Origin of the sequence: Allokutzneria albata, assembly GCF_900103775.1 — a bacterium.
Taxonomy (GTDB): Bacteria; Actinomycetota; Actinomycetes; order Mycobacteriales; family Pseudonocardiaceae; genus Allokutzneria; species Allokutzneria albata.
Map to the genome: position 1 here is coordinate 2,906,360 of NZ_LT629701.1, position 22,762 is coordinate 2,929,121.

General features: G+C 70.1%; 24 protein-coding genes. 10 read left to right on the forward strand and 14 right to left on the reverse strand.

Going from position 1 to position 22,762, the window contains the following annotated elements; genetic code table 11:
- Positions 1 to 99 precede the first annotated feature (99 nt).
- A complete protein-coding gene (locus BLT28_RS40085) occupies positions 100 to 273 on the forward strand; it encodes a hypothetical protein (RefSeq protein ID WP_156051336.1) in 174 nt (57 codons plus the stop codon).
- Positions 274 to 293: 20 nt separating this feature from the next.
- On the opposite strand, the gene BLT28_RS12985 is transcribed toward BLT28_RS40085, so the two are convergent.
- A complete protein-coding gene (locus tag BLT28_RS12985; RefSeq protein ID WP_030431746.1) occupies positions 294 to 1,145 on the reverse strand; it encodes an SDR family oxidoreductase in 852 nt (283 codons plus the stop codon).
- Complete coding sequence (locus BLT28_RS12990; RefSeq protein WP_030431747.1) at positions 1,142 to 1,717, reverse strand: TetR/AcrR family transcriptional regulator; 576 nt, start codon at positions 1,715 to 1,717, stop codon at positions 1,142 to 1,144. The genes BLT28_RS12985 and BLT28_RS12990 overlap by 4 nt, the downstream gene beginning before the upstream one ends.
- 162 nt (positions 1,718 to 1,879) lie before the next feature.
- On the opposite strand from BLT28_RS12990, the gene BLT28_RS12995 reads away from it, so the two are divergent.
- The gene (locus BLT28_RS12995; RefSeq protein ID WP_030431748.1) at positions 1,880 to 3,427 is read left to right on the forward strand and encodes a helix-turn-helix domain-containing protein; all 1,548 of its coding nucleotides are present in this window, start codon (positions 1,880 to 1,882) and stop codon (positions 3,425 to 3,427) included.
- Positions 3,428 to 3,752: 325 nt separating this feature from the next.
- Here the strand turns inward: BLT28_RS12995 and BLT28_RS13000 are convergent, their stop codons facing one another.
- Positions 3,753 to 4,541, reverse strand: a complete 789-nt coding sequence (locus BLT28_RS13000; protein WP_030431749.1) for a PIG-L family deacetylase — start codon at positions 4,539 to 4,541, stop codon at positions 3,753 to 3,755.
- Positions 4,542 to 4,667: 126 nt separating this feature from the next.
- Here BLT28_RS13000 and BLT28_RS13005 point away from each other — a divergent pair, with 126 nt between their 5' ends.
- Both BLT28_RS13005 and BLT28_RS13010 read left to right on the forward strand, forming a co-directional pair.
- Positions 4,668 to 5,435, forward strand: a complete 768-nt coding sequence (locus tag BLT28_RS13005) for a bestrophin-like domain (RefSeq protein WP_030431750.1) — start codon at positions 4,668 to 4,670, stop codon at positions 5,433 to 5,435.
- A gap of 24 nt (positions 5,436 to 5,459) precedes the next feature.
- The gene (locus BLT28_RS13010) at positions 5,460 to 5,951 is read left to right on the forward strand and encodes an allene oxide cyclase barrel-like domain-containing protein (protein WP_030431751.1); all 492 of its coding nucleotides are present in this window, start codon (positions 5,460 to 5,462) and stop codon (positions 5,949 to 5,951) included.
- Here the strand turns inward: BLT28_RS13010 and BLT28_RS13015 are convergent.
- The 5 genes from BLT28_RS13015 to BLT28_RS13035 all read right to left on the reverse strand — a co-directional run bounded on the left by BLT28_RS13015 (position 5,941) and on the right by BLT28_RS13035 (position 12,063).
- Positions 5,941 to 7,041, reverse strand: coding sequence for an ABC transporter substrate-binding protein (locus tag BLT28_RS13015; RefSeq protein WP_052407771.1), 1,101 nt, complete (start codon positions 7,039 to 7,041; stop codon positions 5,941 to 5,943). The genes BLT28_RS13010 and BLT28_RS13015 overlap by 11 nt on opposite strands.
- A gap of 84 nt (positions 7,042 to 7,125) precedes the next feature.
- Positions 7,126 to 8,187 carry a family 2 encapsulin nanocompartment cargo protein polyprenyl transferase gene (locus BLT28_RS13020; protein WP_030431753.1) on the reverse strand — a complete coding sequence of 354 codons (1,062 nt, stop codon included), beginning with the start codon at positions 8,185 to 8,187 and terminating at the stop codon, positions 7,126 to 7,128.
- A gap of 19 nt (positions 8,188 to 8,206) precedes the next feature.
- A complete protein-coding gene (locus BLT28_RS13025; protein WP_043813057.1) occupies positions 8,207 to 9,604 on the reverse strand; it encodes a family 2B encapsulin nanocompartment shell protein in 1,398 nt (465 codons plus the stop codon).
- A gap of 96 nt (positions 9,605 to 9,700) precedes the next feature.
- Positions 9,701 to 11,116 carry a family 2B encapsulin nanocompartment shell protein gene (locus tag BLT28_RS13030; protein WP_030431755.1) on the reverse strand — a complete coding sequence of 472 codons (1,416 nt, stop codon included), beginning with the start codon at positions 11,114 to 11,116 and terminating at the stop codon, positions 9,701 to 9,703.
- A gap of 353 nt (positions 11,117 to 11,469) precedes the next feature.
- Entirely contained in the window at positions 11,470 to 12,063 is a 594-nt protein-coding gene (locus tag BLT28_RS13035; protein ID WP_030431756.1) for a TetR/AcrR family transcriptional regulator, read from the reverse strand.
- Between the two features lie 119 nt (positions 12,064 to 12,182).
- Between BLT28_RS13035 and BLT28_RS13040 the strand changes: the two genes are divergently transcribed.
- A complete protein-coding gene (locus BLT28_RS13040) occupies positions 12,183 to 13,382 on the forward strand; it encodes a cytochrome P450 (RefSeq protein WP_030431757.1) in 1,200 nt (399 codons plus the stop codon).
- Here the strand turns inward: BLT28_RS13040 and BLT28_RS13045 are convergent.
- Positions 13,359 to 13,709, reverse strand: a complete 351-nt coding sequence (locus tag BLT28_RS13045; protein ID WP_030431758.1) for a hypothetical protein — start codon at positions 13,707 to 13,709, stop codon at positions 13,359 to 13,361. The genes BLT28_RS13040 and BLT28_RS13045 overlap by 24 nt on opposite strands.
- Before the next feature lie 61 nt (positions 13,710 to 13,770).
- Positions 13,771 to 14,655 (reverse strand): LysR family transcriptional regulator, encoded by an 885-nt coding sequence (locus BLT28_RS13050; protein ID WP_030431759.1) that lies wholly within the window; start codon positions 14,653 to 14,655, stop codon positions 13,771 to 13,773.
- A gap of 70 nt (positions 14,656 to 14,725) precedes the next feature.
- Between BLT28_RS13050 and BLT28_RS13055 the strand changes: the two genes are divergently transcribed.
- Positions 14,726 to 15,721 carry a maleylacetate reductase gene (locus tag BLT28_RS13055; RefSeq protein WP_081900585.1) on the forward strand — a complete coding sequence of 332 codons (996 nt, stop codon included), beginning with the start codon at positions 14,726 to 14,728 and terminating at the stop codon, positions 15,719 to 15,721.
- 135 nt (positions 15,722 to 15,856) lie between these two features.
- On the opposite strand, the gene BLT28_RS13060 is transcribed toward BLT28_RS13055, so the two are convergent.
- Positions 15,857 to 16,321, reverse strand: a complete 465-nt coding sequence (locus BLT28_RS13060; RefSeq protein ID WP_030431761.1) for a MarR family winged helix-turn-helix transcriptional regulator — start codon at positions 16,319 to 16,321, stop codon at positions 15,857 to 15,859.
- An 87-nt stretch (positions 16,322 to 16,408) separates the two neighbouring features.
- Here BLT28_RS13060 and BLT28_RS13065 point away from each other — a divergent pair, with 87 nt between their 5' ends.
- A complete protein-coding gene (locus BLT28_RS13065) occupies positions 16,409 to 17,359 on the forward strand; it encodes an NmrA/HSCARG family protein (protein ID WP_030431762.1) in 951 nt (316 codons plus the stop codon).
- A gap of 6 nt (positions 17,360 to 17,365) precedes the next feature.
- On the opposite strand, the gene BLT28_RS13070 is transcribed toward BLT28_RS13065, so the two are convergent.
- Positions 17,366 to 18,124 carry an endonuclease/exonuclease/phosphatase family protein gene (locus BLT28_RS13070; protein WP_043813060.1) on the reverse strand — a complete coding sequence of 253 codons (759 nt, stop codon included), beginning with the start codon at positions 18,122 to 18,124 and terminating at the stop codon, positions 17,366 to 17,368.
- A gap of 89 nt (positions 18,125 to 18,213) precedes the next feature.
- Here BLT28_RS13070 and BLT28_RS13075 point away from each other — a divergent pair, with 89 nt between their 5' ends.
- Genes BLT28_RS13075 through BLT28_RS13085 form a run of 3 tightly spaced genes read left to right on the forward strand, consistent with a single transcriptional unit; the run spans position 18,214 to position 19,891 of the window.
- Positions 18,214 to 18,675 carry a GNAT family N-acetyltransferase gene (locus BLT28_RS13075; protein ID WP_197684022.1) on the forward strand — a complete coding sequence of 154 codons (462 nt, stop codon included), beginning with the start codon at positions 18,214 to 18,216 and terminating at the stop codon, positions 18,673 to 18,675.
- A 36-nt stretch (positions 18,676 to 18,711) separates the two neighbouring features.
- The gene (locus tag BLT28_RS13080) at positions 18,712 to 19,449 is read left to right on the forward strand and encodes an SDR family NAD(P)-dependent oxidoreductase (protein ID WP_030431765.1); all 738 of its coding nucleotides are present in this window, start codon (positions 18,712 to 18,714) and stop codon (positions 19,447 to 19,449) included.
- A gap of 16 nt (positions 19,450 to 19,465) precedes the next feature.
- Positions 19,466 to 19,891 carry a MerR family transcriptional regulator gene (locus BLT28_RS13085; RefSeq protein WP_052407773.1) on the forward strand — a complete coding sequence of 142 codons (426 nt, stop codon included), beginning with the start codon at positions 19,466 to 19,468 and terminating at the stop codon, positions 19,889 to 19,891.
- Here BLT28_RS13085 and BLT28_RS13090 read toward each other — a convergent pair.
- Positions 19,806 to 21,158 carry a carotenoid oxygenase family protein gene (locus BLT28_RS13090; RefSeq protein WP_043813096.1) on the reverse strand — a complete coding sequence of 451 codons (1,353 nt, stop codon included), beginning with the start codon at positions 21,156 to 21,158 and terminating at the stop codon, positions 19,806 to 19,808. The two genes, BLT28_RS13085 and BLT28_RS13090, sit on opposite strands and share 86 nt — an antisense overlap.
- Positions 21,159 to 21,341: 183 nt before the next feature.
- The gene (locus BLT28_RS13095) at positions 21,342 to 22,493 is read right to left on the reverse strand and encodes an FAD-dependent oxidoreductase (protein WP_052407775.1); all 1,152 of its coding nucleotides are present in this window, start codon (positions 22,491 to 22,493) and stop codon (positions 21,342 to 21,344) included.
- Positions 22,494 to 22,762 lie beyond the last annotated feature (269 nt).

Genomic DNA, 22,762 nt, shown 5'->3' on the forward strand with positions numbered 1-22,762 from the left:
GTTTCCGCCCAAATATTGACTCCTGGTGCTCGGCGCCCGGTCAATGGGACCGCTCTCTCCCCCTGTCCCGCGCCGCCGCCGAGCCAGGAGGTCACCGAGGTGCCCGCTCTCCTGACCGCCGTCGTCGCCGCGCTCACCCTGGTGACCGCCGCACCGGTCTACCCGCAGCCCGGTCCGGGCACCCAGGTCGTCGACCGGGACGCGAAGCCGCCGGTTCAACGGGGGCGGTGTCCGCGTGCCTGCCTCATACCTCGTGCAGTACAAGCGCTCTGACGGCTTCAGTCCTGGCGGGGTCAGCGGAAGTCGCCCGCGTGGTCGCGCGCCCACTCCGCGAACGTGCGCGCGCGTCCGATGACCGGCTCGGCGGTGGAGATCGTCCACTCCTGGTCGGCCCACTCGGGATCGGGCTTCTCCTGGTCCTCGCCGTCGTAGGACTCGTAGCCGAGGAGGAAGTCCGCGTTGTCGGCGGCGAATCCGCCCTGGGCGAGGTACAGCTCGCGGGCGCGCTCGCGGCTGACCACCTCGAACCGGATCTCGCGGCCGATGGCGTCGGCGATGGCCCGCACCTGGTCGCGGTGGGTGATCTGCTCCGGCCCGTTGACGTCGTAGGCCTGTCCCGCGTGCCCGTCCTCGGTCAGGGCGGCGACCGCGACCTCGGCGATGTCGCGCTCGTGCGTCGGGAACCAGGCCAGGTCCGGGTTCGGGTCGCGCACCACGCCCTCGCCGCGGATCGACGGCCCCCAGAGCCGGAGCTTGTTGATCGCGAACTCCCCGGGCCGGACGTGGGTCCACTGGAGGCCGGAGGCTTCCACCGCCTGTTCGACCGGCAGGTGGTAGGTGGTGTCGTGACCGAAGGTCACCGCGCCGGAGGACAGGGTGACGATCCGCTGGACCCCTGCCCCGACCGCGCGGGCGACGACCGCCTCGGCGGTTGCGGGGACCGGGAACAGGTACACGCGCTCGACGCCGTCGAGCGGCACCGACGCCGGGTCGGCGAGGTCACCCCGCACGACCTCGACGCCCTCCGGGAACTGCGCGGCGGCCGGGTCCCTGGTCAGCGCACGCACCGAAATCCCTTGTCGGACAAGCTGTTCGACCACGATCCGGCCGACATTGCCGGTCGCACCGGTCACCAGGACCTTCATCGTCGTCCTCCCCCTGAGATGCCCTGCTCCAAGGTGCGGATGACGGTCGCGGCCGCACCGTGACGGGGCATCCGGCCCCGGCTGACCGCGTCGCAGGCGCTGTAGACCAGCGACCACAGCACGGACTCGATCCACCAGGGATCGGCGCCCGCGTCGAAGGTCCCGTCGGCCTGACCGCGCTCGATGAGCGCTCGCACCGCCCGGCTGCCCTCGTCGTCCTGGTCCACGCCGCCGATGCTGTCCAGGATCTCGGCGTCGCCGTAGAGGTACAGGACCCGCTCGGCGACGCTGAGCATCGCCGCGACCAGCCTGCGCATCGCCTCCCCCGGCTCGCCTCGGCCGATGCCGGCTTCCTCGGTCGCCTCCCCGAGCACTCGCAGCGAATCCTCCGTGACCGCCTTGACCAGGTCTTCCCGCTCGGCGAAGTAGCGCTGCACGGTGCTGCGGCCCACCTCCGCCGCGGCCGCGATGTCGGCGAGCGTCGCCGCCCGGTCCCTGGCCAGCGTCATGGCGGCCGCGGCCAGGATCGCCCGCTTCGTGCGCGCCCTGACGCCTGTCTCAGGTTTTCCCATACCTGAAACGTACCACTCATGCCTGTTTTTGGGTCATAAGTGACCCATTTTCCGGGTCGTACGTCACTGGAAGCATCCGAAGTGGCGGTTTGAGTCATAGAACCTGGATCTGCGCCGGGGTGGGCACTGTCTCTATGTCAGATATGAGATAGCGTCGGTGCCATGCCTGACAGCTCCGAACAGCTCTCCGCCTACCTGCGCCAGATCGGCCGACTCGTCCGGGACTCCCGCAAGCACCGGGGCTGGACGCAGGCACAGCTCGCCGAGGCGCTCGGCAGCAGCCAGAGCGCGGTGCACCGGATCGAGCAGGGCAACCAGAACCTGAGCCTGGAGATGCTGACCAGGATCGGAGCGGCACTGGACTCGGAGATCGTCACGCTCGGCCGGTCCGGGCCGATGCACCTGCGCGTCGAGGGCGGACGGTCGCTCTCCGGCAGCATCACCGTGAAGACCAGCAAGAACGCCGGGGTCGCGCTGCTGTGCGCGGCGCTGCTGAACTCCGGGAAGACCACGCTGCGCAAGGTCGCGCGGATCGAGGAGGTCAGCAGGCTCCTCGAAGTCCTCGCCAGCATCGGCGTGCGCACGCGGTGGCTGAACGAGGACAACGACCTGGAGATCATTCCGCCCGCAAAGCTCGACCTGGCGGGCATGGACGTGGCCGCGGCGCGCCGGACCAGGAGCATCATCATGTTCCTCGGGCCGTTGATGCACCACGAGGACGAGTTCGAGCTGCCGTACGCGGGCGGCTGCGCGCTCGGCACCCGCACGGTCGAACCGCACATGACCGCACTGCGCCCCTTCGGCCTCGAAGTCAAGGCCGCATCCGGCAGCTACCGCGCCCGCGTCGACCGTTCCCGCCGCCCTACCCGCGCGATCGTGCTGACCGAACGCGGCGACACCGTGACGGAGAACGCGCTGATGGCCGCCGCCGGGCACGACGGCGTGACCGTGATCCGCAACGCCAGCCCGAACTACATGGTGCAGGACCTGTGCTTCTTCCTGACCGAGCTGGGCGTGCGGATCGAGGGCATCGGCACGACCACGCTCACCGTGCACGGCCTGCCCCGCATCCACCGCGACGTCGACTACGCGCCGTCCGAGGACCCCATCGAGGCGATGAGCCTCGTGACGGCCGCGATCGTGACCGGCTCGGAGATCACCGTCTGCCGGGTGCCGATCGAGTTCATGGAGATCGAGCTGGCCATCCTGGAGGAGATGGGCCTCGACTACGACCGCGGCGAGGAATACCCCGCCGCCAACGGCCGCACCCGCCTCGTCGACCTCGTCGTGCGCCCCAGCAGCCTCCGCGCGCCCAACGACAAGATCCACCCGATGCCGTTCCCGGGCCTGAACATCGACAACCTGCCGTTCTTCGCGCTCATCGGCGCGACCGCGCAGGGGACCACGTTGATCCACGACTGGGTTTACGAGAACCGGGCGCTGTATTTCACGGAGCTGACGAAGCTCGGCGGGCGGGTGTCCTTGTTGGACGCGCACCGGGTGAACGTGGAAGGGCCGACGCGGTGGTCGGCCGCGGAGGTGATCTGTCCGCCTGCGTTGAGACCGGCGGTGGTGGTGTTGTTGGCGATGCTGGCGGCGAAGGGGACGTCGGTGTTGCGGAACGTCTATGTGATCAATCGGGGGTATGAGCAGTTGGCTTCGCGGTTGAACCAGCTGGGGGCTCGGATCGAGATCTTTCGGGATCTGTGAGGTGTGGGCTGGGCTTCCAGGTCGCGTGGGTACCAGCGTGGGGTCGGCCCGACCTGGGGCCCTTGCACGTGCCGAGGCCTGCCGGACGGACGCGGTCAGGAACCGGCCCTCGCAGGGAAAGCGCATGGCACGCGCACCCCAGGTAACGCCGCCCCCTATGTCCAGCGGCGGCCCACTCGGCTTGCCGGACGGGCGGCATGTGTGGACAACGCCCAGAGGCAACCTACGAGACAGAGCTGGAGCCGATCGCGGAACCGGCGCCGTTCCAGGGGCACGGGTGCGCCCGCCACCCGCGAAGGGTGGACGGGCTGGGACCGGTGCGGTGCTACAGGCCCGCCATCAGGTCGGTCTCGGTGATGCCGGGGCCGTGGCCCTCGCGGATGAACCACTCGGTGCCGAAGGCGTAGGCGAAACCCTCGTCGGGCATGGCGAGGAAGAACGAGTCCTCGCTGATCTGGCTGGCGTGGGCGCGCATCGCCTCTCGCTTCACCTTCAGGTACTTGGTGACGTCGACGGCCGCGGTGATCTCCGACTCGGGCTTGCCGAACTGCCCTTCAGCCTCCACGTCCGGCATGTCGACGTTCTCCGCCTGGGCGGCCATGGCGGCCATGCCGCGGCGCATGTGGTCCTGGTTCATGGTGTTCTGGTAGACGCGGGGGGTGCCGGCGATCTCGGCGGCCCGCTTGCCGACGCGGTGGACCTGGACGTGGTCGGGGTGGCCGTAGCCGCCGTTGTCGTCGTAGATGGTCAGGACCTCGGCGTTCTCCTCCTGGAGGATGGTCGCCAGGCGCAGCGCCGCCTCCTCGACGTCGGCGGTCCAGAAGGAACCGGGGAGGTCGTTGGTGGGCTCGCCGATCATACCGGAGTCCTGGTACCCCAGGAACTCCACGCGGTCGGCGCCCAGGATCTCGGCGGCGGCGTGGGTCTCGGCGACGCGGCGCTGCCACAACTGCTCGCCCTCGGCGAGGAAGCCGTCCGGCACCTCGCCGTGCTCACCGCGGGTCGCCACCACCAGCACGACGCGGTGGCCTTCCTCGTGAGCCTTGCGCATGACACCGCCGCACCCGATGCACTCGTCGTCCGGGTGGGCGTGGAACGACACCAAAGTGGCCATGCGCTGACGCTACGCGATCTTCTCCCTGCTTTTCCCCGCGGTCTCCGCCTGTTCGTGTAGTGGTCGGTCCTCCGGCGCTGGAACTACCTTCGAGCTATCCCCTGCCGAGCCGAAGAAAGGCCCTTCTTGCTGCTGCAGAGCGTCTTGGTGGTCGGCGGCACCGTGATCGTCAGTGTGCTCGCCGCGTACATCGTCACCAAGCTCGTCCCCTTCCAGGCCCGCGCCAAGTACAACGAGGTGTCCGGATACTTCTTCGCGGCCTGCGGCGCGTTCTACGCGATCCTGGTCGCCTTCGTGGTGGTCGCGGTGTGGGAGGACCTGGGAGCCGCCCGCGCCAACACCTACGTGGAGGCGAACGCCCTGCCCGGGCTCTACTTCGCCTCGACGGCCTTCTCCGACAAGGACAAGGCGGCTTTCCAGGACATCGCGGTCGCCTACGCGAGGGCGGTCATCGTCGACGAGTGGCCCCTGCTCGCCGAGGGCAAGGGCAGCCCCAAGGTCGAGGAGGTCGCCAAGAAGATGCGCAGGGCGATCGTCCAGGTCGAGGTCACCGACGCGCGCCAGGAAGCGCTCTACAGCGCCATGATCGAGCGGGTCAACACGATCGGCAGCGCGCGGCGGGACCGGCTCAACGAGGCGGTGCCGTCCATCCCGCGCTTCTTCTGGGTCGGGCTGATCGTGGGCGGCGCGCTGCTGATCGGTTTCGCCCTGTTCTTCGGCACGGAACGGTTCCTGCCGCACGCGTTGATGGTGGGCGTGCTGGCCATGCTCGTATCGGCCTCGCTGTTGTTCACCCACCTCATGGACCACCCGTTCACCGGCGCCGCCGCGGTCTCCCCTGAGGCGTTCCGCATCGCGTTGTCGCAGATGGGGCAACCACTGCCCCTTCCGTAGGAAAACCGTTCGAGGAGAAGGCACATGTCCTGGAAACGACTGCTCGGCCTCACCGCGGCCGTGGCGATGCTCCCGGTGCTCACCGCGAGCGCGGCCCCGGCGGCACCGGCCGACGAGACGATCATCGTGACCGCGAAGCGGTCCGTGCTCAGCCTGCCCGCCGTGCCCACCGTCGGCCTGTCCTTCCTCGGTGGCGGCGAACTGTTCGACGAGGCGGGTGCCAAGGTCGGCGAGGGCTACTCCACCTGCACGGTGGCCAGGCTCGCGCCGCCGGAGCTGACCTCGCACTGCACCAGCGCCTTCCGGCTGGCCAAGGGCGAGATCCACCTGTCCAGCCTGCGCACCTACACGGTCGGTGCGACCAGCAGCTTCAAGGACTCCACGATGGCGGTGATCGGCGGCACCGGCGCCTACAAGGACGCGCGGGGCGAGGCCAAGACGGCGAAGCAGGGCGGCGCGCTGCTCGACCCGACCGCACCGGTGTCCTACAAGTTCACCATCACGATCAGTTCCTGACACCGAGCACGAGGTCCCCGTCGCGCACCGCGGCGGGGACCTTCTCGTTGTCCACCACGCGAAGCACGCGGTTCTGCCACTGGCCCGCGGCGAGCGGGAGCGTCGCTACGCACGGTACCGGGCCGCTCGTCCAGTCCAAGCGACCCGCGATCGTGTCCACAGTGGTCTTCGCGAGCACATCGGCGACGGCGTCGCGATCCTCCCCCGTGGTGACCGCGTGCACGGCGACCTCAAGCAACGCATGCGCGAGGCCGAGCAACGGCAACCACGGCCGTCCGGTCTCGCGAAGGTAGTCCTCGCCCAACCGCACGGCGGAAGTACCGTCCACACTGGACGTGTACCGGTGCTGCGGTGCCCAGGCCACGACCGTCGCGACGCGGTCCAGCGCGGGATCGTCCATGCCGAACGGGTATGCGAGCCAACGGGAACACGTCACGAGGTTCGGCCGCAAACCCGCTTCGCGAGCACGCGCGAGGAACCGCACGAGATCACCGGTGGTCGCCGCACTGGTCACGATGTCCACATCGGACCACCGCAACACGTCGACCTGCTGGGCGAAGTCGGACTCCGACTCGCGGTAGGCCCCGGCGTCGACCACCGCGTGGGACCGCACCGGCAGGAAGCCGAAATCGGGATCGCGCAACGCCCTCCCCTGGGGCCCGTCGTTCCACAGCAGACCGACCGAGTTCCCCGCGCGACACCACAGGTCGGCGAAGGTCGCGGCGATGTCGTCGAGGCCCCAACAGAAGTGGTAGGTCCAGTCGAAGTCGCGGTCCCTGCCGTAGCGGTAGACCTGCCAGGGCAGCGCGGTGGACACGCACGGGGTCCGCAGCAGCTCGCAGGTCTCGGTGATCGCCGGGAGCACGCTCGTGCCGCCGAGGCAGACCACCACGCGGACGCCGTCGGTCTCGACCAGCCGCCGCGTGGCCGCCCGTGCACCCTCCACAGTGGACCGGCTGTCCGCGGTGACGAACTCCAGCGCGGGGAACAGGCCGCGGAAGCGGTGCACGACGTAGTCGAGCGGATCGCCGAGCAGGGTGAGCCTGCCGGTCCGGGCAAGGACGACGCCGATCCTGCCGCGGTGGGACACACGAACTCCTCAGGGCCGGGAACTCGAACGGGGCAGTCCCCCACCTGCTTGGCGGGGGGACTGCCCGTCGAACGCGCTGTGTTCCTAGTGGTCGCGGGTGACCACCAGTGTGCCCAACGATCGGAGTTCCGCCGCGGGACGCGCCGCAGGAGCGACCGCGGCGAGTTCGGCGAACGCGCGGTTGGTCAGCTGCTCGGCCTGGTCGCGGGTCCACTCCCGGCCGCCTGCCAGCTCGATCAGCTCGGCGGCGCGGGCCCGCTCGGTCTCGGTGAGGGGGTCCTCCCTGAGGTAGAGCCCGGCCAGCTCGCGCGCGGCCGGGGTGCCGGAGCTCAACGCCGCCACCACCGGCAGCGACTTCTTCCCGTTGGTCAGGTCGGAGTGCACGGGCTTGCCGGTGCGCCGGGGATCGCCCCAGATCCCGAGCAGGTCGTCGGAGAGCTGGAAGGCCAGCCCGAGGTGGTCGCCGAACCGGCGCAGCGAGCGCACCCGCTCTGGCGAACCGTCCCCGAACAACGCGCCGAGCTGCGCGGCGCATCCCAGCAGGGCGCCCGTTTTCCGCTCGGCCATGGCCACGCACTCGGCCAGGTCGACGTCGGCGCGGTCCTCGAACGAGAGGTCCTTGCTCTGCCCGTCGATCAGGTCCATCACGGCGGCGGCGAGCACGCCGATGGCCTGCTGCACCGCGCCGTGCCCGCTCTTCGCGAGCACCGCGAACGCCGCGGTGAGCAACGCGTCCCCGGCCAGGATCGCCGCGTTGGAGCCGAAAACCCGGTTCGCGGTCGGCCGGTGCCGCCTGGTCAGGTCCCCGTCGAGCACGTCGTCGTGCAGCAGGGAGAAGTTGTGCACCAGCTCGACGGCCGCCGCGGCCGGGAGTGCGGCCTCGACGCACTCGTACTCGCCGCAGGTGTCGCTGGTGACCGCCGCGGCGGACAGCAGCACCAGCGCCGGACGCAGCGCCTTGCCGCCGTCCGCGGTCGTCGGTCTCCCGTGCTCGTCCCACCACCCGAAGTGGTAACCGGCGATCAGCCCCATCGACGGCGGCATCGCCTCGACCACCGCGCGGAGGGCGGGGTCCACCATGTTGCGGCTCCAGGCAAGCACGTCCCGTGCCGACCTGCCCGCGGTCATCGCCTCGACCGTGGCCATGTCGTCGCCCGCCCCGTCCTCAGTGGCCGATCTCGACGTTTTCCAGCACCCCGAGGGCGTCCGGCACCAGCACGGCCGCCGAGTAGTAGGCGCTGACCAGGTAGGAGATGATCGCCTTCTCGTTGACGCCGGTGAACCGCACGGACACGCCGGGCTCGTACTCGTCGGGCAACCCGGTCTGGCGCAGGCCGATCACGCCCTGGTCGTCCTCGCCGGTGCGCATCACGATGATCGACGAGGTGCGGGTGTCGGTGATCGGGATCTTGTCGCAGGGCAGCATCGGGACGCCGCGCCATGCCATCACCTGCCTGCCGTCGACCACGGTGCCCTCCGGGTAGAGGCCGCGCTTGTTGCACTCCCTGCCGAAGGCAGCGATCGTCTTGGGGTGGGCCAGGAAGTACCGCGACTTGCGCCTGCGGCACAGCAACTCGTCGAGGTCGTCCGGGGTCGGCGGGCCGCTGTGGGTGGGGATGCGCTGCTTGAGGTCGGCGTTGTGCAGCAGGCCGAACTCCCGGTTGTTGATCAGCTCGTGCTCCTGCAGCTCCTTGAGCGCCTCCACGGTGAGCCGCAACTGCTGCTCGGTCTGGTTCATCGGCTCGTTGTAGAGGTCCGCCACCCGCGAGTGCACCCGCAGCACGGTCTGCGCGACGCTGAGCTCGTACTCGCGCGGCTTCAGCTCGTAGTCCACGAACGTGCCGGGCAGCTCGTACTCGCCCTCCTGGCCCGCGGCGAGGTCGATCGCAGCCTCACCCTTCTTGTTCTGCGGGCGTTTCGGCGTGTTGACGTAGCGCTCGACCTGCGCCCGCAACGACTCCGACTGCGACACCAGGCGCTCGAACTCCTGCGCGGACAGGGTGAGCACGGTGCACGCGGTGACCGCCTTGACCGTGTAGGCCCACGGGGAGCTGTCCCCGGTGAGCACCTGGTCGCCGAAGTGGTCGCCGTCGATCATGGTGCCGACCACGACCGGGTCGCCGTACTTGCCGGGCGCGACCTGGTTCACCTTTCCGTGCGCCAGCAGGAAGATCTCGCCGGCGGCCTCACCGGCGCGGACCAGGGTGTCTCCCGGGGCGAACTCCTGCTGCCGGAACCGGTCGGCCAGGGCGTTGAGCACCTCGGCGTCGTCGAAGCCGCGCAGCAGCGGCAGCTCGCACAGCTCCGGCGGCACCACGCGGACCTCGGAACCGGTGTTGCTGAAGGACAACCGCCCGTCGCCGACCGCGAAGGTGAGCCTGCGGTTGACCCGGTAGGCGCCGCCCTTCGCCTCCACCCACGGCAGCACCCGCAGCAACCACCGCGGCGTGATGCCCTGCATCTGCGGGACCGACTTGGTCGTCGTCGCGAGGTTGCGCGCCGCCGCGGTTCCGAGGCTCAGCTGCTGGGCCTGCGGTGTCGCACCGATGTCCGTCTGCGTCACTGAAAAACACCACCGATTTCTGTCCGCGCCGTCAAAGCCGTTGCTGGGTATGGGAAAGTCCCCGCCGCCTTGGGGGACGGCGGCGGGGACGATGGCTCAGTTGAACCGGCCGAGCTCGACGTTCTCCAGGATGCCGAGCGCGTCCGGGACCAGGACGGCCGCCGAGTAGTAGGTGCTGACCAGGTAGGAGATGATCGCCTTCTCGTTGATGCCCATGAACCGCACGGACAGGCCGGGCTCGTACTCGTCGGGGATCTCGGTCTGGTGCAGGCCGATCACGCCCTGCTTCTCCTCGCCGGTGCGCAGCAGCATGATCGAGGAGGTGCCGCTCTGGCTCACCGGGATCTTGTTGCACGGCAGGATCGGGATCCCTCGCCACGAGGGCACCTTGTGCCCGCCGAGGTCAACCGCGTGCGGGTAGAGGCCGCGGCTGTTGCACTCCCTGGCGAACGCGGCGATCGCCTTGGGGTGGGCAAGGAAGGCGGTGGGGTCCTTCCACACCGTCGCCAGCAGCTCGTCCATGTCGTCCGGCGTCGGCGGCCCGGTCCGGGTGTGCATCCGCTGCTTGAGGTCGGCGTTGTGCAGCAGGCCGAAGTCGCGGTTGTTGACCAGCTCGTGCTCCTGGCGCTCGCGCAGGGCCTCGATGGTCAGCCGCAACTGCTGCTCGGTCTGGTTCATCGGCTCGTTGTAGAGGTCGGCGACGCGGGAGTGCACCCGCAGCACCGTCTGCGCCACGCTCAGCTCGTACTCGCGCGGCCTGAGCTCGTAGTCGACGAAGGTGCTCGGAAGGTCGTACTCGCCCTCCTGGCCCGCCGCGAGGTCTATGGCCGCCTCGCCGTGGTCGTTGTGCGGCTGGCCGAGCCGCTGGCGGAAGGCGGCGACGTGCGCCTGCAGGTCCTCGGACTGCTCCATGATCTGGTCGAAGGCGCTCTGCTGCAGCATCAGCACGGTGCACGCGGTCTTGGCCTTGACCGTGTACTCCCAGATGTCGCCTTCCGCGGCCAGGGTCTCGTCGCCGAAGTGGTCGCCGTCGGCGAGGGTGCCCAGCACGGTCTCGTCGCCGTACTCGCCGGTGCCGATCTTGGTCACCTTGCCGTGCGCGATCAGGAACGCCTGGTCGGAGCGGTTGCCGAACTCGACGATCACATCGCCGGGCTGGTACTCCTGCTGGACGAACCGGTCCGCGAGGGCGGAGAGCACCTCCTCGTCGTCGAAGCCGCGCAGCAGTGGCAGCTCGCAGAGCTCGGGTGGGATGACGCGGATGGTCGCCCCGGTGTTGGTGAAGGTGACCCGGCCGTCCCCGACCGCGTAGCTGAGCCTGCGGTTGACCCGGTAGGCACCACCAGCGGCCCGCACCCACGGCAGCACCTTCAGCAGCCAGCGCGAGGAGATGCCCTGCATCTGCGGGACCGACTTGGTCGTCGTCGCGAGGTTCCGCGCCGCGGCCGTCCCGAGGCTGAGCTGCCGGCTCGCCCCGTCGACCTCCCGGTCCGCCTGCACCGACTCGGTCACAACCGACACCACCAATCTCGATTACTGGAACACGGCAAAGAAGCCGGGTAAATCCGGCAGGGTCGTAAATCGGGAATCCGTCAGCACCGAATGCGTGCCAAATACGACGCGCTGACGGGTCCGAAGTTAGCATCGGACTTTGAAAGCCGTACAGTCACCCGTGTCAGTGACTCGAGAACGCACGTCACAATACGGCTGTCCGGCGCACAACCACTCGTTCGAATGGCCGGGCCGCCCCTCTTTCCGCTCTGGGTGACCGACAGCGACCGCACCGTTAGGACATGCGGGTGCCCTCCCGCCGACCACCGGCTCGGCCGAGCGGGTACACGCTGGTCCGAGTGGGCGAACGGCGGTTACGGCGTGGCTACCGGCACCCCGGAGCCGCGGAGCAGGTCGAGCGCGCGGTGGGTGATCCTGCGCATGTTCGACCGGCCCCCGCTCTCCACCCAGGTGCGCACGGACACCTCGATAACGGTCATTGTATTGGCGGATGCCAAAGTCGCGGCCAGCTCGGCGGAACGACCACCCATTCGCCGCGCGATTTCGGCCGCCAATTCCTCGCGCCAGCGCGAGGTGTTGTCGGAGAGCCGGGCCCTGGCCGAAGGGGTGCGCCAGGCTAGCTCGTAGACGGCGATAATGCGATCCCCGGATTCGGCGACGGTGCGCAGCACATAGTCCAGGAGTTTGTACAACGCCTGCGGAACCGGCATATCGGCGGGTTGCGCCCGCAGCACGTCCAGTGCTTCGTCCAGCCGCTGTTCGACGAAGGTCAGCAGCAGCGCTTCCTTGGTCGCGTAGTAGCGGTAGAGCGTGCGCGGGCCGACCTCGGCCGCGGCGGCGATCTGCTCCATGGTGGTCGCGGCGAAACCCTGGGCGGTGAACAGCTCGAAGGCGGTGTCGGCGATGAGCTGCCGGGTGCGCTCCATCTTGGTCTCGCGAAGCCCCACCGCCGCCTCCTCCTCGCTGTTCCGCGGGCGCGCAGGTTACCAGCGTTGCCAGCGGTCCGCCGATGATGGCAGTCTTGGCCACGTGGCAGTGCCTGCCACTTTTGCGAGAGGAGTCGGCGATGACCGCGACCAGGGGAACCTTCCCCGTCGACCGCGACCCGGCCCGTCCGCTCGACCCGGCGCCCGGGTACCGGGAGCTGGGCGAGCGGGCCGCGCCGGTGTCCTGCCCGATCGGGGTGGACGCCCGGGTGCTCACCCGGCACTCCGACATCCGCACCGCGCTCGCCGACCGCAGGCTCAGCTCGCGCGGCGCGCCGTCCAACCACGTCGTCCCGGGTGCAGACCCGGACGAGCCGGTGTCCCCCGGCGTGCTGCTGCGGCTGGACGGTCCCGAGCACGCCCGGCTGCGCAGGCTGCTGATCCCGGAGTTCACCGTGCGCCGGATCGAGGCGCTGCGCCCGGCGATCGCCCGGCTGGTCGACGAGCACGTCGACGCGATGCTGGCGAGCACCGAGCCGGTCGACCTGTACCGCGACTTCGCGCTGCCCATCCCGTCGCTGGTGATCTGCGAGCTGCTCGGCGTGCCCTACGCCGACCGCGACTCCTTCCAGCAGCAGAGCGCGCTGCTGGTCGGCGTCGGCGGGGACCCGGGCGCCACCGCGGCCGCCGCGATGGAGGTCCAGCAGTTCATGGCGCAGCTGGTGCTGTCGAAGATGGAGCATCCGACCGACGACCTGCTGGGCAGGCTGATCCGGCGCGCTGCCGAGACCGGTGAGCCGCTAACCGTCGAGGAACTGGTCTCGCTCGGCGTGACCCTGCTCATCGCCGGGCACGAGACCACGGCGAACATGATCGCGCTGAGCACGCTGGCCCTGCTGCGCCAACCGGAGCAGCTGGCCGCGCTGCGCTCCGACCCGGCACTCGCGCCGAGCGCCGTCGAGGAGCTGCTGCGCTACCTCTCGATCGTCCACTTCGGACTCTTCCGGTACGTCACCGAGGACGTGGAGATCGGCCAGGAGACCATCCGCGCGGGTGAGTGGCTGGTCGCCGCGCTGTCCGCGGGCAACCGCGAGGAGGCGGTGTTCCCGGACCCGGACCGGCTCGACCTGACCCGCAACGCGCGCAGCCACCTGGCTTTCGGGCACGGGGTGCACCAGTGCCTCGGCCAGCAGCTGGCCCGGGTCGAGCTGCAGGAGGTGTTCACCAGGCTGTACCCGCGCATCCCCACGCTCCGGCTGGCCGTGCCCTTCGAGGAGATCCAGTTCAAGGACGACGCGTTGGTGTACGGCGTCCGCTCACTGCCTGTTGCTTGGGACTGACCGCACTGCCGTGAAGAACTCGCGGATGTCGTGCGCCAGCAAGTCAGGTGCGTCCTGGGCGGCGTAGTGCCCACCGCGGTCGTACTCGTTCCAGGACACGATGTTGTGGTGGTGCTCGGAGAAGACCCGGATCGAGGGAAGATCGCCCGGGAACCGGGCAACTCCCACCGCAACGGTGGTGAGGATGGCGTCGTTGTCCAGGCCGTGCTCGTGCATGGCCTGGGCGTTCCAGCCCAGCAGTCCGACGGGTGAGTCGGCCAGCGTGTGCGCGAGGGTCTGCGGCTGCTGGGCCTGAACGACGCCTCCCTGTGCCAGGCCACACCTCATGGGCGTTGTCCGCAGGGAGAACGGAGCCGCGCGCCGGGACCGGACACCCACCCCGTGTGAGCTAGGTCTCAGACACAAGGTCGAGGAAGGCGTCGAGGACGGGCGAGATCCGGTCGGGGCGCCAAGCGGCGGACATGAGGGCCGGGGTGGTAGTGCCGGTGAGGCGGAGGAAGCGGACGTCCTCCGAGCGCAGGCGTTGCGCGGACGCCGGAACCACCGCAACGCCGATCCCACCGGCGACCAGGCCGACGATCGTCTGCATCAACCAGACCTCGCGCTGCGCCACGCGGGGCGTGAAACCGTTGGCGGCACAGGACTCCGCGATGATCCCGTGCAGTCCGGGCATGCGGTGGCGGGTGGGCAGGACGAACTGCTCCTCCGCCAGCTCCCTCATGTCCACTGTGGACTTCCCGGCCAGCCGGTGCGCGGCGGGGACCGCGAGCACCAGCGGGTCCTCCGCAACGCAGCGCGTCTGCAGCGCGGGGTCGGCGAAGCCCCGCGAGAGGTAGCACAGGCCGACGTCGATGCGCTGCTCGTGCAACGAGTCCAGCACCTGGTCCGGCCGCATCTCGTTGAGGTACAACGTGATCTCGGGGTGGCTCGCCTTGAACTCGCGGAGGATCGGCGGCAGCACCTCCAGTGCGGCCGACGGGACGAAGCCCAGGGCAAGGCGCCCCACGGTGCCCGTGCCGACCGAGCGGACGAGCTGGCTCGCCTGGTCGACCGAGCCGAGGATGCGGCGGGCCTCGTCGTAGAGCAGCGCGCCAGCGTCGGTGAGCCGGACCCCGCGCGAGGACCGGTCGAGCAGGCGGACGCCGAGCTCCTTCTCCAGCTTGCGCAGCTGCACGCTCAGCGGCGGCTGGGCCATGCACAGCCGCTCCGCCGCCCTGGTCAGGTTCAGCTCCTCCGCGACGACGACGAAGTACCGCAGGTGCCGCAGTTCCATACGCGCAGAGTATGGCAACGGCGGCAGGTCGGTATTGGACATCGGGCTCGGTGCGACGCAGGCTGGGGGCATGCGCGCGTTCCGCTACGAGTCCCTGCCCGGTCGTGTCGTGTTCGGCGTGGACAGCGCGCTCGACGTCGCCTCGGAGATCAGCGGGCAACGGGTGCTGGTGCTCGCCACTCCGCGCGGGCTTCCCCTGGCTCGCCGCCTCGCCCAGCCTCTCGGCGATCGCGTGGCCGGCGAGTTCACGGCCGTGCGCGAGCACGTTCCGGTCGCCGTCGCCGAGCAGGCCGTCGCGTGCGCGCGATCGCTCGGGGCCGACTGCCTCCTCGCGATCGGCGGTGGGTCCACTGTGGGCACTGCGAAGGCGATCGCGCTGGAGCTGCGGCTACCCATTGTCGCAGTGCCGACGACGTACGCGGGCTCGGAGATGACCCCGGTGTGGGGCATGACTTCCGCTGACGGCAAGCGCACCGGCCGAAGCCTCGACGTGTTGCCCTCGCTCGTGGTCTACGACCCTTCGCTGACGATGGGCCTGCCGCGCGAGCTGACCGTGACCAGCGCGATGAACGCCATGGCGCACAGCGTCGAAGGCGTCTACGCGGCGGGCGCGAACCCGATCAGTTCGCTGATGGCCGTGGAGAGCGTTCGCGCTCTGGCGTCGGGTCTGCAGGCAAAGGACGGTTTGGAGGCGCGCACGTCGCTCCTTTACGGCGCGTACCTCGCAGGCGCGGTGTTCGCCGTGGCGGGTTCCGGGCTGCACCACAAGATCTGCCATGTGCTCGGCGGCGCGTACGCCCTGCCGCACGCGGCGACGCACACGGTGGTACTGCCGCACGTCGCCGCGTTCATGGACGGCCCCGCGCTCGCTCCGATCGCTTCCGCACTCGACGCTCTCACGGCCGCGGAGGGCCTGCGCGCGCTCGCTCGGCGGGTCGAGGCGCCGACTTCCTTGGTGGACATCGGTTTCGATCCTGCGAAGCTGGCGGAGGCGGCGTCTCTTGTCGCGGCTCGGGTGGATGTTGCCGAGGATGCGATTCGCGGGTTGCTGGCGGCGGCGCTTTGAGCGGGCTGTTTTCCGGCGTGGGGCCGGCTTGGATCCCGTCTTCCGTTTGCTGGGACTTGCGTTTGGGCTGAAACCGTTGGTGTGCAGGCAAATGATCGAGGCGGAACTCGACCCCATCGCCGAGCCCGCACCGTTCTAGCCCGGGTGTGACTTGAGGCGCGCCAGGACGGCCTCGCAGGCCTCGCCGAAGACCTTCAACTGCTCCGGGGTGAGCGCGTCGACGAACCACTCGCGCACGTTGGCCACGTGCTGCGGCGCGGCGCCCACGATCGCGGCGCGACCCTCCTCGGTGAGCACCACGTCGGAGTACCGGGTGTCCTCGGCGCACTGCTGCCGCTCGACGAGTCCGCGCTGCGCCATCCGGCTGAGCTGGTGGGAGATCCGGCTCTTCTCCCACTGCGTCGCCTCCCCCAGCTCGAAGGCGCGCATCCGCCCGTCCGGCGCCTCGGACAGCTCGACCAGGATTCGGTAGTCCGCCGGGGACAGCCCGAAGTCGCGCTGGAGGCTGGCGCCGAGGCGGGAGCTGAGCATCGTCTCCATCGCCTTGTAGGCGCGCCACGCGCGGTGCTGCTCCTCGGTCAGCCACACGGGTTCGGTCACACACCCAGCGTACTCCCCAGGTTGACGTGTCACCTGAGGCTCACTAGGTTCAGGTTGACACGTCAATCCGAGGGTGCGGAGCAGGACATGAGCGAGCAGAAGATCATCGCGGTCGCGGGGGCCACCGGGGCGCAGGGCGGCGGCATCGCCAGGGCGATCCTGGCCGAGCCCGGGTCCGGCTTCACCGTGCGCGCGCTGACCAGGGACCCGGAGTCGGCCGCAGCCAAGGAACTGGCCGCGCTCGGCGCCGAGGTGGTGCGCGCCGACTTCTACGACGAGGCCAGCGTGCACAGCGCCTTCGCGGGCGCCTACGGGGCCTTCCTGGTGACGAACTTCTGGGCGCACGGTTCCGCGGACAAGGAGCGCGAGGAGATCGAGGTGCTGGTCCGCGCCGCGAAGGCCGCCGACCTCCAGCACGTGGTCTGGTCGACGCTGGAGGACACCCGCGAACTCCTGCCGCTGGACGACCCGCGCATGCCGGTGCTCCAGGAGCGCTACAACGTGCCGCACTTCGACGTGAAGGGCGCGGCCAACGAGTTGTTCACCGAGGCGGGCATCCCGACGACCTTCCTCAACACCACCTACTACTTCCAGTCCTTCATCTCCTTCTTCGCTCCGAAGCGCGGCGAGGACGGCGTGCTCGCGCTGAGCCTGCCCCTGGAGGACGGCAAGCTCCTGTCGGGCATCGACTCCGAGGACATCGGTCGCACGGCGTTCGGAATCCTCAAGCGGGGCAAGGAGTTCGTCGGCCGCACGGTCAGCATCGCGGGCGCGCACCTCACCGGCGCGCAGTACGCGGAGAAGTTCTCGGCGGCCCTCGGCGAGCCGGTCCGGTTCCAGTCGGTGCCCTACGACCTGTTCCGCACCTTCGACTTCCCGGGCGCGGTGGAGATCGCCAACATGTTCCATTACTACGGCGACTTCGAGGCGGAGTTCACCGGGGCACGGGACCTGGACCTGGTGCGCGAGCTGAACCCGGCGCTGAAGGACTTCGACACCTGGCTGGCCGCCAACGCCGCCGAGTTCCGGGAGTCCTGACCGGGCTCAGGGGATGCTGAGCTCGACGATGAGGGCTGGGTGGTCGGTGGTGCCACCCATGCTCATCGTGCTGCTCTTGGCGAAGGCGAGCTTCGTCGACGCGAACACGTGCTGCAGCGCGCCGTCGCCCTTGCGGTAGAAGCCGGTCCGGTTGCAGCTCTGCGCGTCGGGATTTCCCTTGTAGCGCAGGTTCATGTCGCCGGAGAACAGCGCGGGCGTCGTCCGCGCGTAGCCTTCGACGCGGGACATCAGCTCCTTGCACTGCGCCAGTGCGACGTTGCCGTCCCTGGCCGACAGATGCGTGGTGCAGGCGCTGACCCGCCCACCGGGCAAGCATCCCCAGCTGCGCTTCTCCGAGCCCGCGTCCTGGTTCTGGTAGATGCCGCCCACCCCCGCCGACGAGCCCGCGAGCGCCGCGGCAACCAGGATCGCGTTGCCGTAGTCCTGGCCGTTCTTGCACTTCACCGGGTTGCCGTTGCTGCGCGCGGCGGCGAACAACGACTTCACCTGGCCCATCGCGGCGCCGAGCGGGGCGACGTCGCCGGAGCAGATCTCGTTGAGCGACAACACCTGCGGCTTGACGGAGGTGATGACCTCCTTTGCCCTGGCCATCACCCGGTCACCGGTGTAGCACCCGGCGAGGCCGCTGTGGCACAGGTTGAGCTGGAGAACCTTGACCGGCGTCGCCGCGGCGGCGGCCGGGGCGACGCAGACGCCGGCGGCGAGGGTGACCGCGAGGACGCTCAGCAACTGCCGGGTCGGCATGGGACCTCCTGCGTGAAGTGGTGACCGCGATCGTCCCCCGAGCGGTGAATCGTTGGCAACGCCTCTCCGCGTGGTGGTAAAACTCCCAGGTGAGCTGGAGGATGCGGGCCCTCGACCTGGAAGACGACCGAACGGCTCAAGCCGTGCACCGGATCGGGCTACGCGCCTACCGCGTCGAGGCGGAACTGATCGGCTTCGACGGGATTCCCGCCCTGCACGAGACGCTGGCGCAGATGCGCGCCGAACCGCTGCGCTGGCTGGGCGCGGTCATCCCGGACGGCGAGCCGGTGGCCTTCCTCGCGTGGCGGCGCACTCCCGGCGGCGAGGTCGACATCGACCGCCTGTGCGTCGATCCCGGCTGGTTCCGCAAGGGCTTGGCCGGCGCGCTGGTCGACGAGGTGCTGCGGGAGGACGGGCCGGTGATCGTCTCCACCGGAGCGGCCAACACACCGGCGATCACCCTCTACGAGCGCAAGGGCTTCGTGCGCACCGGCACGATCAGCCCGGCCCCCGGGCTCGATCTCGCGACCTTCCGGCTCGACCGCGCTTGACCCTGCCGCTGGCGGCAGGGTTGGACGATCCCCGGCATGAGCAGAACAGTCCTGGTCACCGGGGCCGGAACGGGAATCGGCCGAGCCACCGCGCTGACCTTCGCCAAGCAGGGCGCGAACGTCGTGGTCGTCGGCAGGCGGCCGGAACCGCTCGCCGAGGTCGCCGCGCACGACGAGGCCGTCCACGTGATCGCCGCCGACATCACCGGGCCCGGCGCGCCCGAGCGGATCGTCGCCGAGACGGTCGAGCGCTTCGGAGGGCTCGACGTGCTGGTCAACAACGCCGGAATCGTCCGAAGTGGACAGTTGGGCGAGATCACCCCGGGGTCGATCTCCGAGCAGCTGGCCACGAACTTCGTCGCGCCGGTCCTGCTCACCCAGGCCGCCGTCCCGCACCTGAGGCGGGACGGCGGCGTCGTGGTGAACGTGTCCACGGCGGTCGCCCAGCGCGGCTGGCCGACGAGTTCGGTCTACGCGGCGACGAAGGCCGCCGTGGACACCTTCACGCGGAGCTGGGCCGTGGAGCTGGCGCCCCTGGGCATCCGCGTGGTCGCCGTGGCGCCCGGCGCGATCGACACGCCGATCGCCGAGCACCAGGGGCTCTCCGCCGGGCAACGCGCGGCGACGCGGGCCTGGCAGATGGAGCACACCCCGCTCAAGCGCATCGGCTCCGCCGAGGAAGTAGCGTGGGCGATCGCCGGGCTGGCCTCGCCGAACGCGAGCTTCGTGACCGGTGTCGTGCTACCGGTGGACGGCGGTGCCGTCGTGGCGTGAAAGCGGGGGTCGCGGGATGCGGATCGGCGAGCTGGCCGAGGCGACGGGGGTCACGCCCCGCGCGCTGCGGCACTACGAACAGGCCGGGTTGATCACCTCGCGCCGGCTCGCCAACGGCTACCGCGACTACCCGGAGTCGGCGGTGGCGCGCGTGCGCAACCTCCGCCTGCTGCTCGACTTCGGGCTCACCTTGGAGGACGCGGAGTTCTTCCACGGCTGCCTGGACGGCGACCTGCTGGCCGGGCCGCCGTCCGAGGCCGGGCTGGACGTGGTGCGCAGGCGACTGGACGTGCTGGAGCAGCGGATCACCGCCCAGCTCGCGCAGCGCGACCGGCTGCGCGACGCCCTGGCGCGGTTCAGCCCTGAGTCGGGAACCACTCGCCGTGGAAGCCCGCGGGCACTCGAACCGGAAGGTGCACCACGGCAACCGGTTCGGCGCTGAGCGTGCCCGCGTCCAGCACGACCAGGTCCGTCCGGTCGCGCTCGGCGTCGTGCACGAGGCTCAGCAGCCACCCGTCGTCCTCGGCGGAGTCCTGCGCGCGCGGCACGAAGACGGCTTCACCGGCGTAGCGCGCGGCTCCGAAGTCGTGCACCTGCGTGGTCTTCGAAACGCGGTCGTGCTTGGCGATCCCGCGCCCGGCCAGGTTGCCGACCTCGCCGTGGTGCAGCGCGACACCGTAGCTGTAGCGGTGCTCCGCGCCGATGAGCCGTTCGTCGATCCTCGGGAACTCTCCCGCGACGTCGTCGACCTGTCCACTGTGGACCGTTCCGGTGGTGAGGTCGAAGGTCCAGCGCCACAGCACCGGCGGCACCTCGATCGGCTTCCACCACGTGGAGTCGAACACGCGCTCGTGACGGAACGCTTCCAGCACAACGCGATCGCCGTCCTCGTAGGCGTTGGCCGTGTGGTAGACGTAGCACGGCTCGATCTCGAACCAGCGGATGTCGGCGTTGCTGCCGTAGCGCGGCATCAGCCCGATCCTGGCCTGGCGCCCGTTCTGCCAGACGTACGGGTAGTGCCCCTGTTTCGCGGCGTCCATGGAGAAGGTCACCGGCAGGTCGTAGACGATGACGTGGTTCGCCGTGAGCGCGGTGTCGTGGATCATCGGCTTGTCGTCGATCTCGATGCGCTCGACCGCCGTCACCACGCCGTCCGCGCCGACCGCGACGAGCTGGCCGCCCGTTTCCGCCACCGAGTAGGTCACCGCGAACAGCTCCCCCGTGCGGGGATCGCGCTTGCTGTGCGCGGCGAAGCCGTGCGGCAGCTTGCCCTCGAAGTCGTTGTAGGACACCGTCGCCAGCTGCTCGTCCAGCACGACCGGGAGCGCGCCCGCCTCCGACACCGCCATCAGCTTGCCCGCGTGGCGGATCACGTGGGTGTTGGCCGTGTCGTGGGTCGCCGTGGTCGGGCCGAGCACCGGCGCTTCACCGAGCAGTCCCGTGACGCTCGGCGTGCGCACCCAGCGGTTGCGGTACCACTGCGCCACCCCGTCCCGCAGGCGGATGCCGTGCACCATGCCCGAGCCCATGAACGGGTGGTAGTGCACCGGGTCCTGCGCCCCGATCGCGTTGGGGCCGATCCGCAGGTACCGCCCGTCCAGCTCCCCCGGCAGCGCTCCGGTGATCCGCAGGTCGTACGCCGTGGTCTCGACGTCAACGGGTCCGTGGTTCCCGCCGAGGTACGGGTTCTCCACTGGGGCAAGAGTCATCACGGCCTCCAAAACGCTGTTTTGAATGAAACGTAACAGCGTTTCAAGGCATCGGCAAGGTCGCTCGTGACAGGGCCGACGACTCACCCGGGGGCGGGGCTCCGCGCGACCCCGGACGCACCGAATGGCTCATTCAGTGCGTTGAACACACCGAATGAGTCATTCAGGACGAAAGCGCGGGGGTCAGGGGGCGGAGCGGGGGGCGTAGGGCTTGGTGGCGCGGGTGGTGGAGCCGGCGGCGAAGGCGTAGGCCAGCATCTCGTTCTCGTACTCGACCTTCGCCCTGGTCAGCGGGATGCGCCTGCGGGCGACGTCGATCAGGCGGTGCCGCAGGACGGCGGCGTCGCGGAGCGCGATGTTGGCGCCCTCGCCGCGCCCGGGCGGGACGGTGTGCACGGCGTCGCCGAGCAGGGTCACGTTGCCGACGCTCCACCGCTCCACCGGGCGGGCCATGCGCATGGGCATGCCGATGGTCTCGGCCGGGTTGGCCTCGGCGATGATCTGGCGCAGCGCGGGGTGCCAGTCGGCGACGAGGTCGCGCGCGACCCAGTGCGGGGACAACGCACCCGGATCGCCGTGCAGCGAGATCGACCAGGACAGGTAGTCCGGGACGGCGGTGAGCCCGGGAACACGGCGCACCCGGCAGGTGGCGACCGACATCGAGCTGCCGTCCGGGCCGAGCACCCGCGAGACGGTGTCCACCAGGATGTCCGGCAGCCAGGACGCGAAGTCCGGGCGCAGGACGGTCCGCCCGCGCAGCGAGTAGCCGACCACGTCGAACTCGGCGTCGGGCACGGCCTGGCCGCGCACCACCGAGTCCGTGCCGTCCGCGCCGACGAGCAGGTCCCCGACCGCGGTGAGCCCGTCGGCGAGCTGGACCCGGACGCGCCCGCCGGACACCTGGTCGTAGCCGGTCACGGCGCGGCCGAACTGCACCCGGTCGCCCAGACCGGCGAGCAGGATCTCGCGCAGCGTCAGCCGGTTGAGCACGTAGCCGGAGTCGGCCCTGGGCAGCGGCTTGGCGAACTTGGGCTCCAGGTCCGTGGTCAGGAAGGTCATCAGCGTGGCCGGGGCGATCGAGGACCGCTCGCACAGCTCGACCAGCGCACCCGGCAGGCAGTCCCGCAGCGCGCGCTCGCCGTCGGCGTTGACGACCATGCGATAGCCCTGATCACCGTCGCGCGCGTGCGCGTGGCGCTCGAAGACGGTCACCCCGATACCGGCCTTCGCCAGACCCTGGGCCAGGCACAGCCCACCGATGCCGGCGCCCGCGACGAGCACGTGCAACTGCCGGGGCTGGCTCTCGGCCGGTAACTGGTGGGCCGGTGGCTGCATCGCGACACCTCTCTTGCGGGATCGGCAAACCATAGCGAGATCGGCGTAACACGCGCGGGTGAGCACGCTGCCCGGTCGATCGGATGCGACGACCGGTTCCTTCCCACGTCACGGTGCTGACGAGGGCCGCCGAACGAGTGGTGGGCCCCGACGCAGGGTGACCGCGACGGCCCGATCGTGGGTCCGATCGTTGCCTGAGTGGGGACAAAACGACAGCGTCGAGGGCGGAACGGGCCGTCGCCCGGACCGGTCCGGGCGACCGCTCACCG

What these genes read in the sequence shown, in the direction of transcription:
- BLT28_RS12990 (WP_030431747.1), bottom strand. Translation starts at nt 1,717, where the DNA reads ATGGGAAAACCTGAGACAGGCGTCAGGGCGCGCACGAAGCGGGCGATC.
- BLT28_RS13095 (WP_052407775.1), bottom strand. Translation starts at nt 22,493, where the DNA reads ATGCAGCCACCGGCCCACCAGTTACCGGCCGAGAGCCAGCCCCGGCAG.
- BLT28_RS13000 (WP_030431749.1), bottom strand. Translation starts at nt 4,541, where the DNA reads ATGGCCACTTTGGTGTCGTTCCACGCCCACCCGGACGACGAGTGCATC.
- BLT28_RS12985 (WP_030431746.1), bottom strand. Translation starts at nt 1,145, where the DNA reads ATGAAGGTCCTGGTGACCGGTGCGACCGGCAATGTCGGCCGGATCGTG.
- BLT28_RS12995 (WP_030431748.1), top strand. Translation starts at nt 1,880, where the DNA reads ATGCCTGACAGCTCCGAACAGCTCTCCGCCTACCTGCGCCAGATCGGC.
- BLT28_RS13080 (WP_030431765.1), top strand. Translation starts at nt 18,712, where the DNA reads ATGAGCAGAACAGTCCTGGTCACCGGGGCCGGAACGGGAATCGGCCGA.
- BLT28_RS13010 (WP_030431751.1), top strand. Translation starts at nt 5,460, where the DNA reads ATGTCCTGGAAACGACTGCTCGGCCTCACCGCGGCCGTGGCGATGCTC.
- BLT28_RS13040 (WP_030431757.1), top strand. Translation starts at nt 12,183, where the DNA reads ATGACCGCGACCAGGGGAACCTTCCCCGTCGACCGCGACCCGGCCCGT.
- BLT28_RS13020 (WP_030431753.1), bottom strand. Translation starts at nt 8,187, where the DNA reads ATGGCCACGGTCGAGGCGATGACCGCGGGCAGGTCGGCACGGGACGTG.
- BLT28_RS13090 (WP_043813096.1), bottom strand. Translation starts at nt 21,158, where the DNA reads ATGACTCTTGCCCCAGTGGAGAACCCGTACCTCGGCGGGAACCACGGA.
- BLT28_RS13055 (WP_081900585.1), top strand. Translation starts at nt 14,726, where the DNA reads ATGCGCGCGTTCCGCTACGAGTCCCTGCCCGGTCGTGTCGTGTTCGGC.
- BLT28_RS13045 (WP_030431758.1), bottom strand. Translation starts at nt 13,709, where the DNA reads ATGAGGTGTGGCCTGGCACAGGGAGGCGTCGTTCAGGCCCAGCAGCCG.
- BLT28_RS13085 (WP_052407773.1), top strand. Translation starts at nt 19,466, where the DNA reads ATGCGGATCGGCGAGCTGGCCGAGGCGACGGGGGTCACGCCCCGCGCG.
- BLT28_RS13065 (WP_030431762.1), top strand. Translation starts at nt 16,409, where the DNA reads ATGAGCGAGCAGAAGATCATCGCGGTCGCGGGGGCCACCGGGGCGCAG.
- BLT28_RS13050 (WP_030431759.1), bottom strand. Translation starts at nt 14,655, where the DNA reads ATGGAACTGCGGCACCTGCGGTACTTCGTCGTCGTCGCGGAGGAGCTG.
- BLT28_RS13070 (WP_043813060.1), bottom strand. Translation starts at nt 18,124, where the DNA reads ATGCCGACCCGGCAGTTGCTGAGCGTCCTCGCGGTCACCCTCGCCGCC.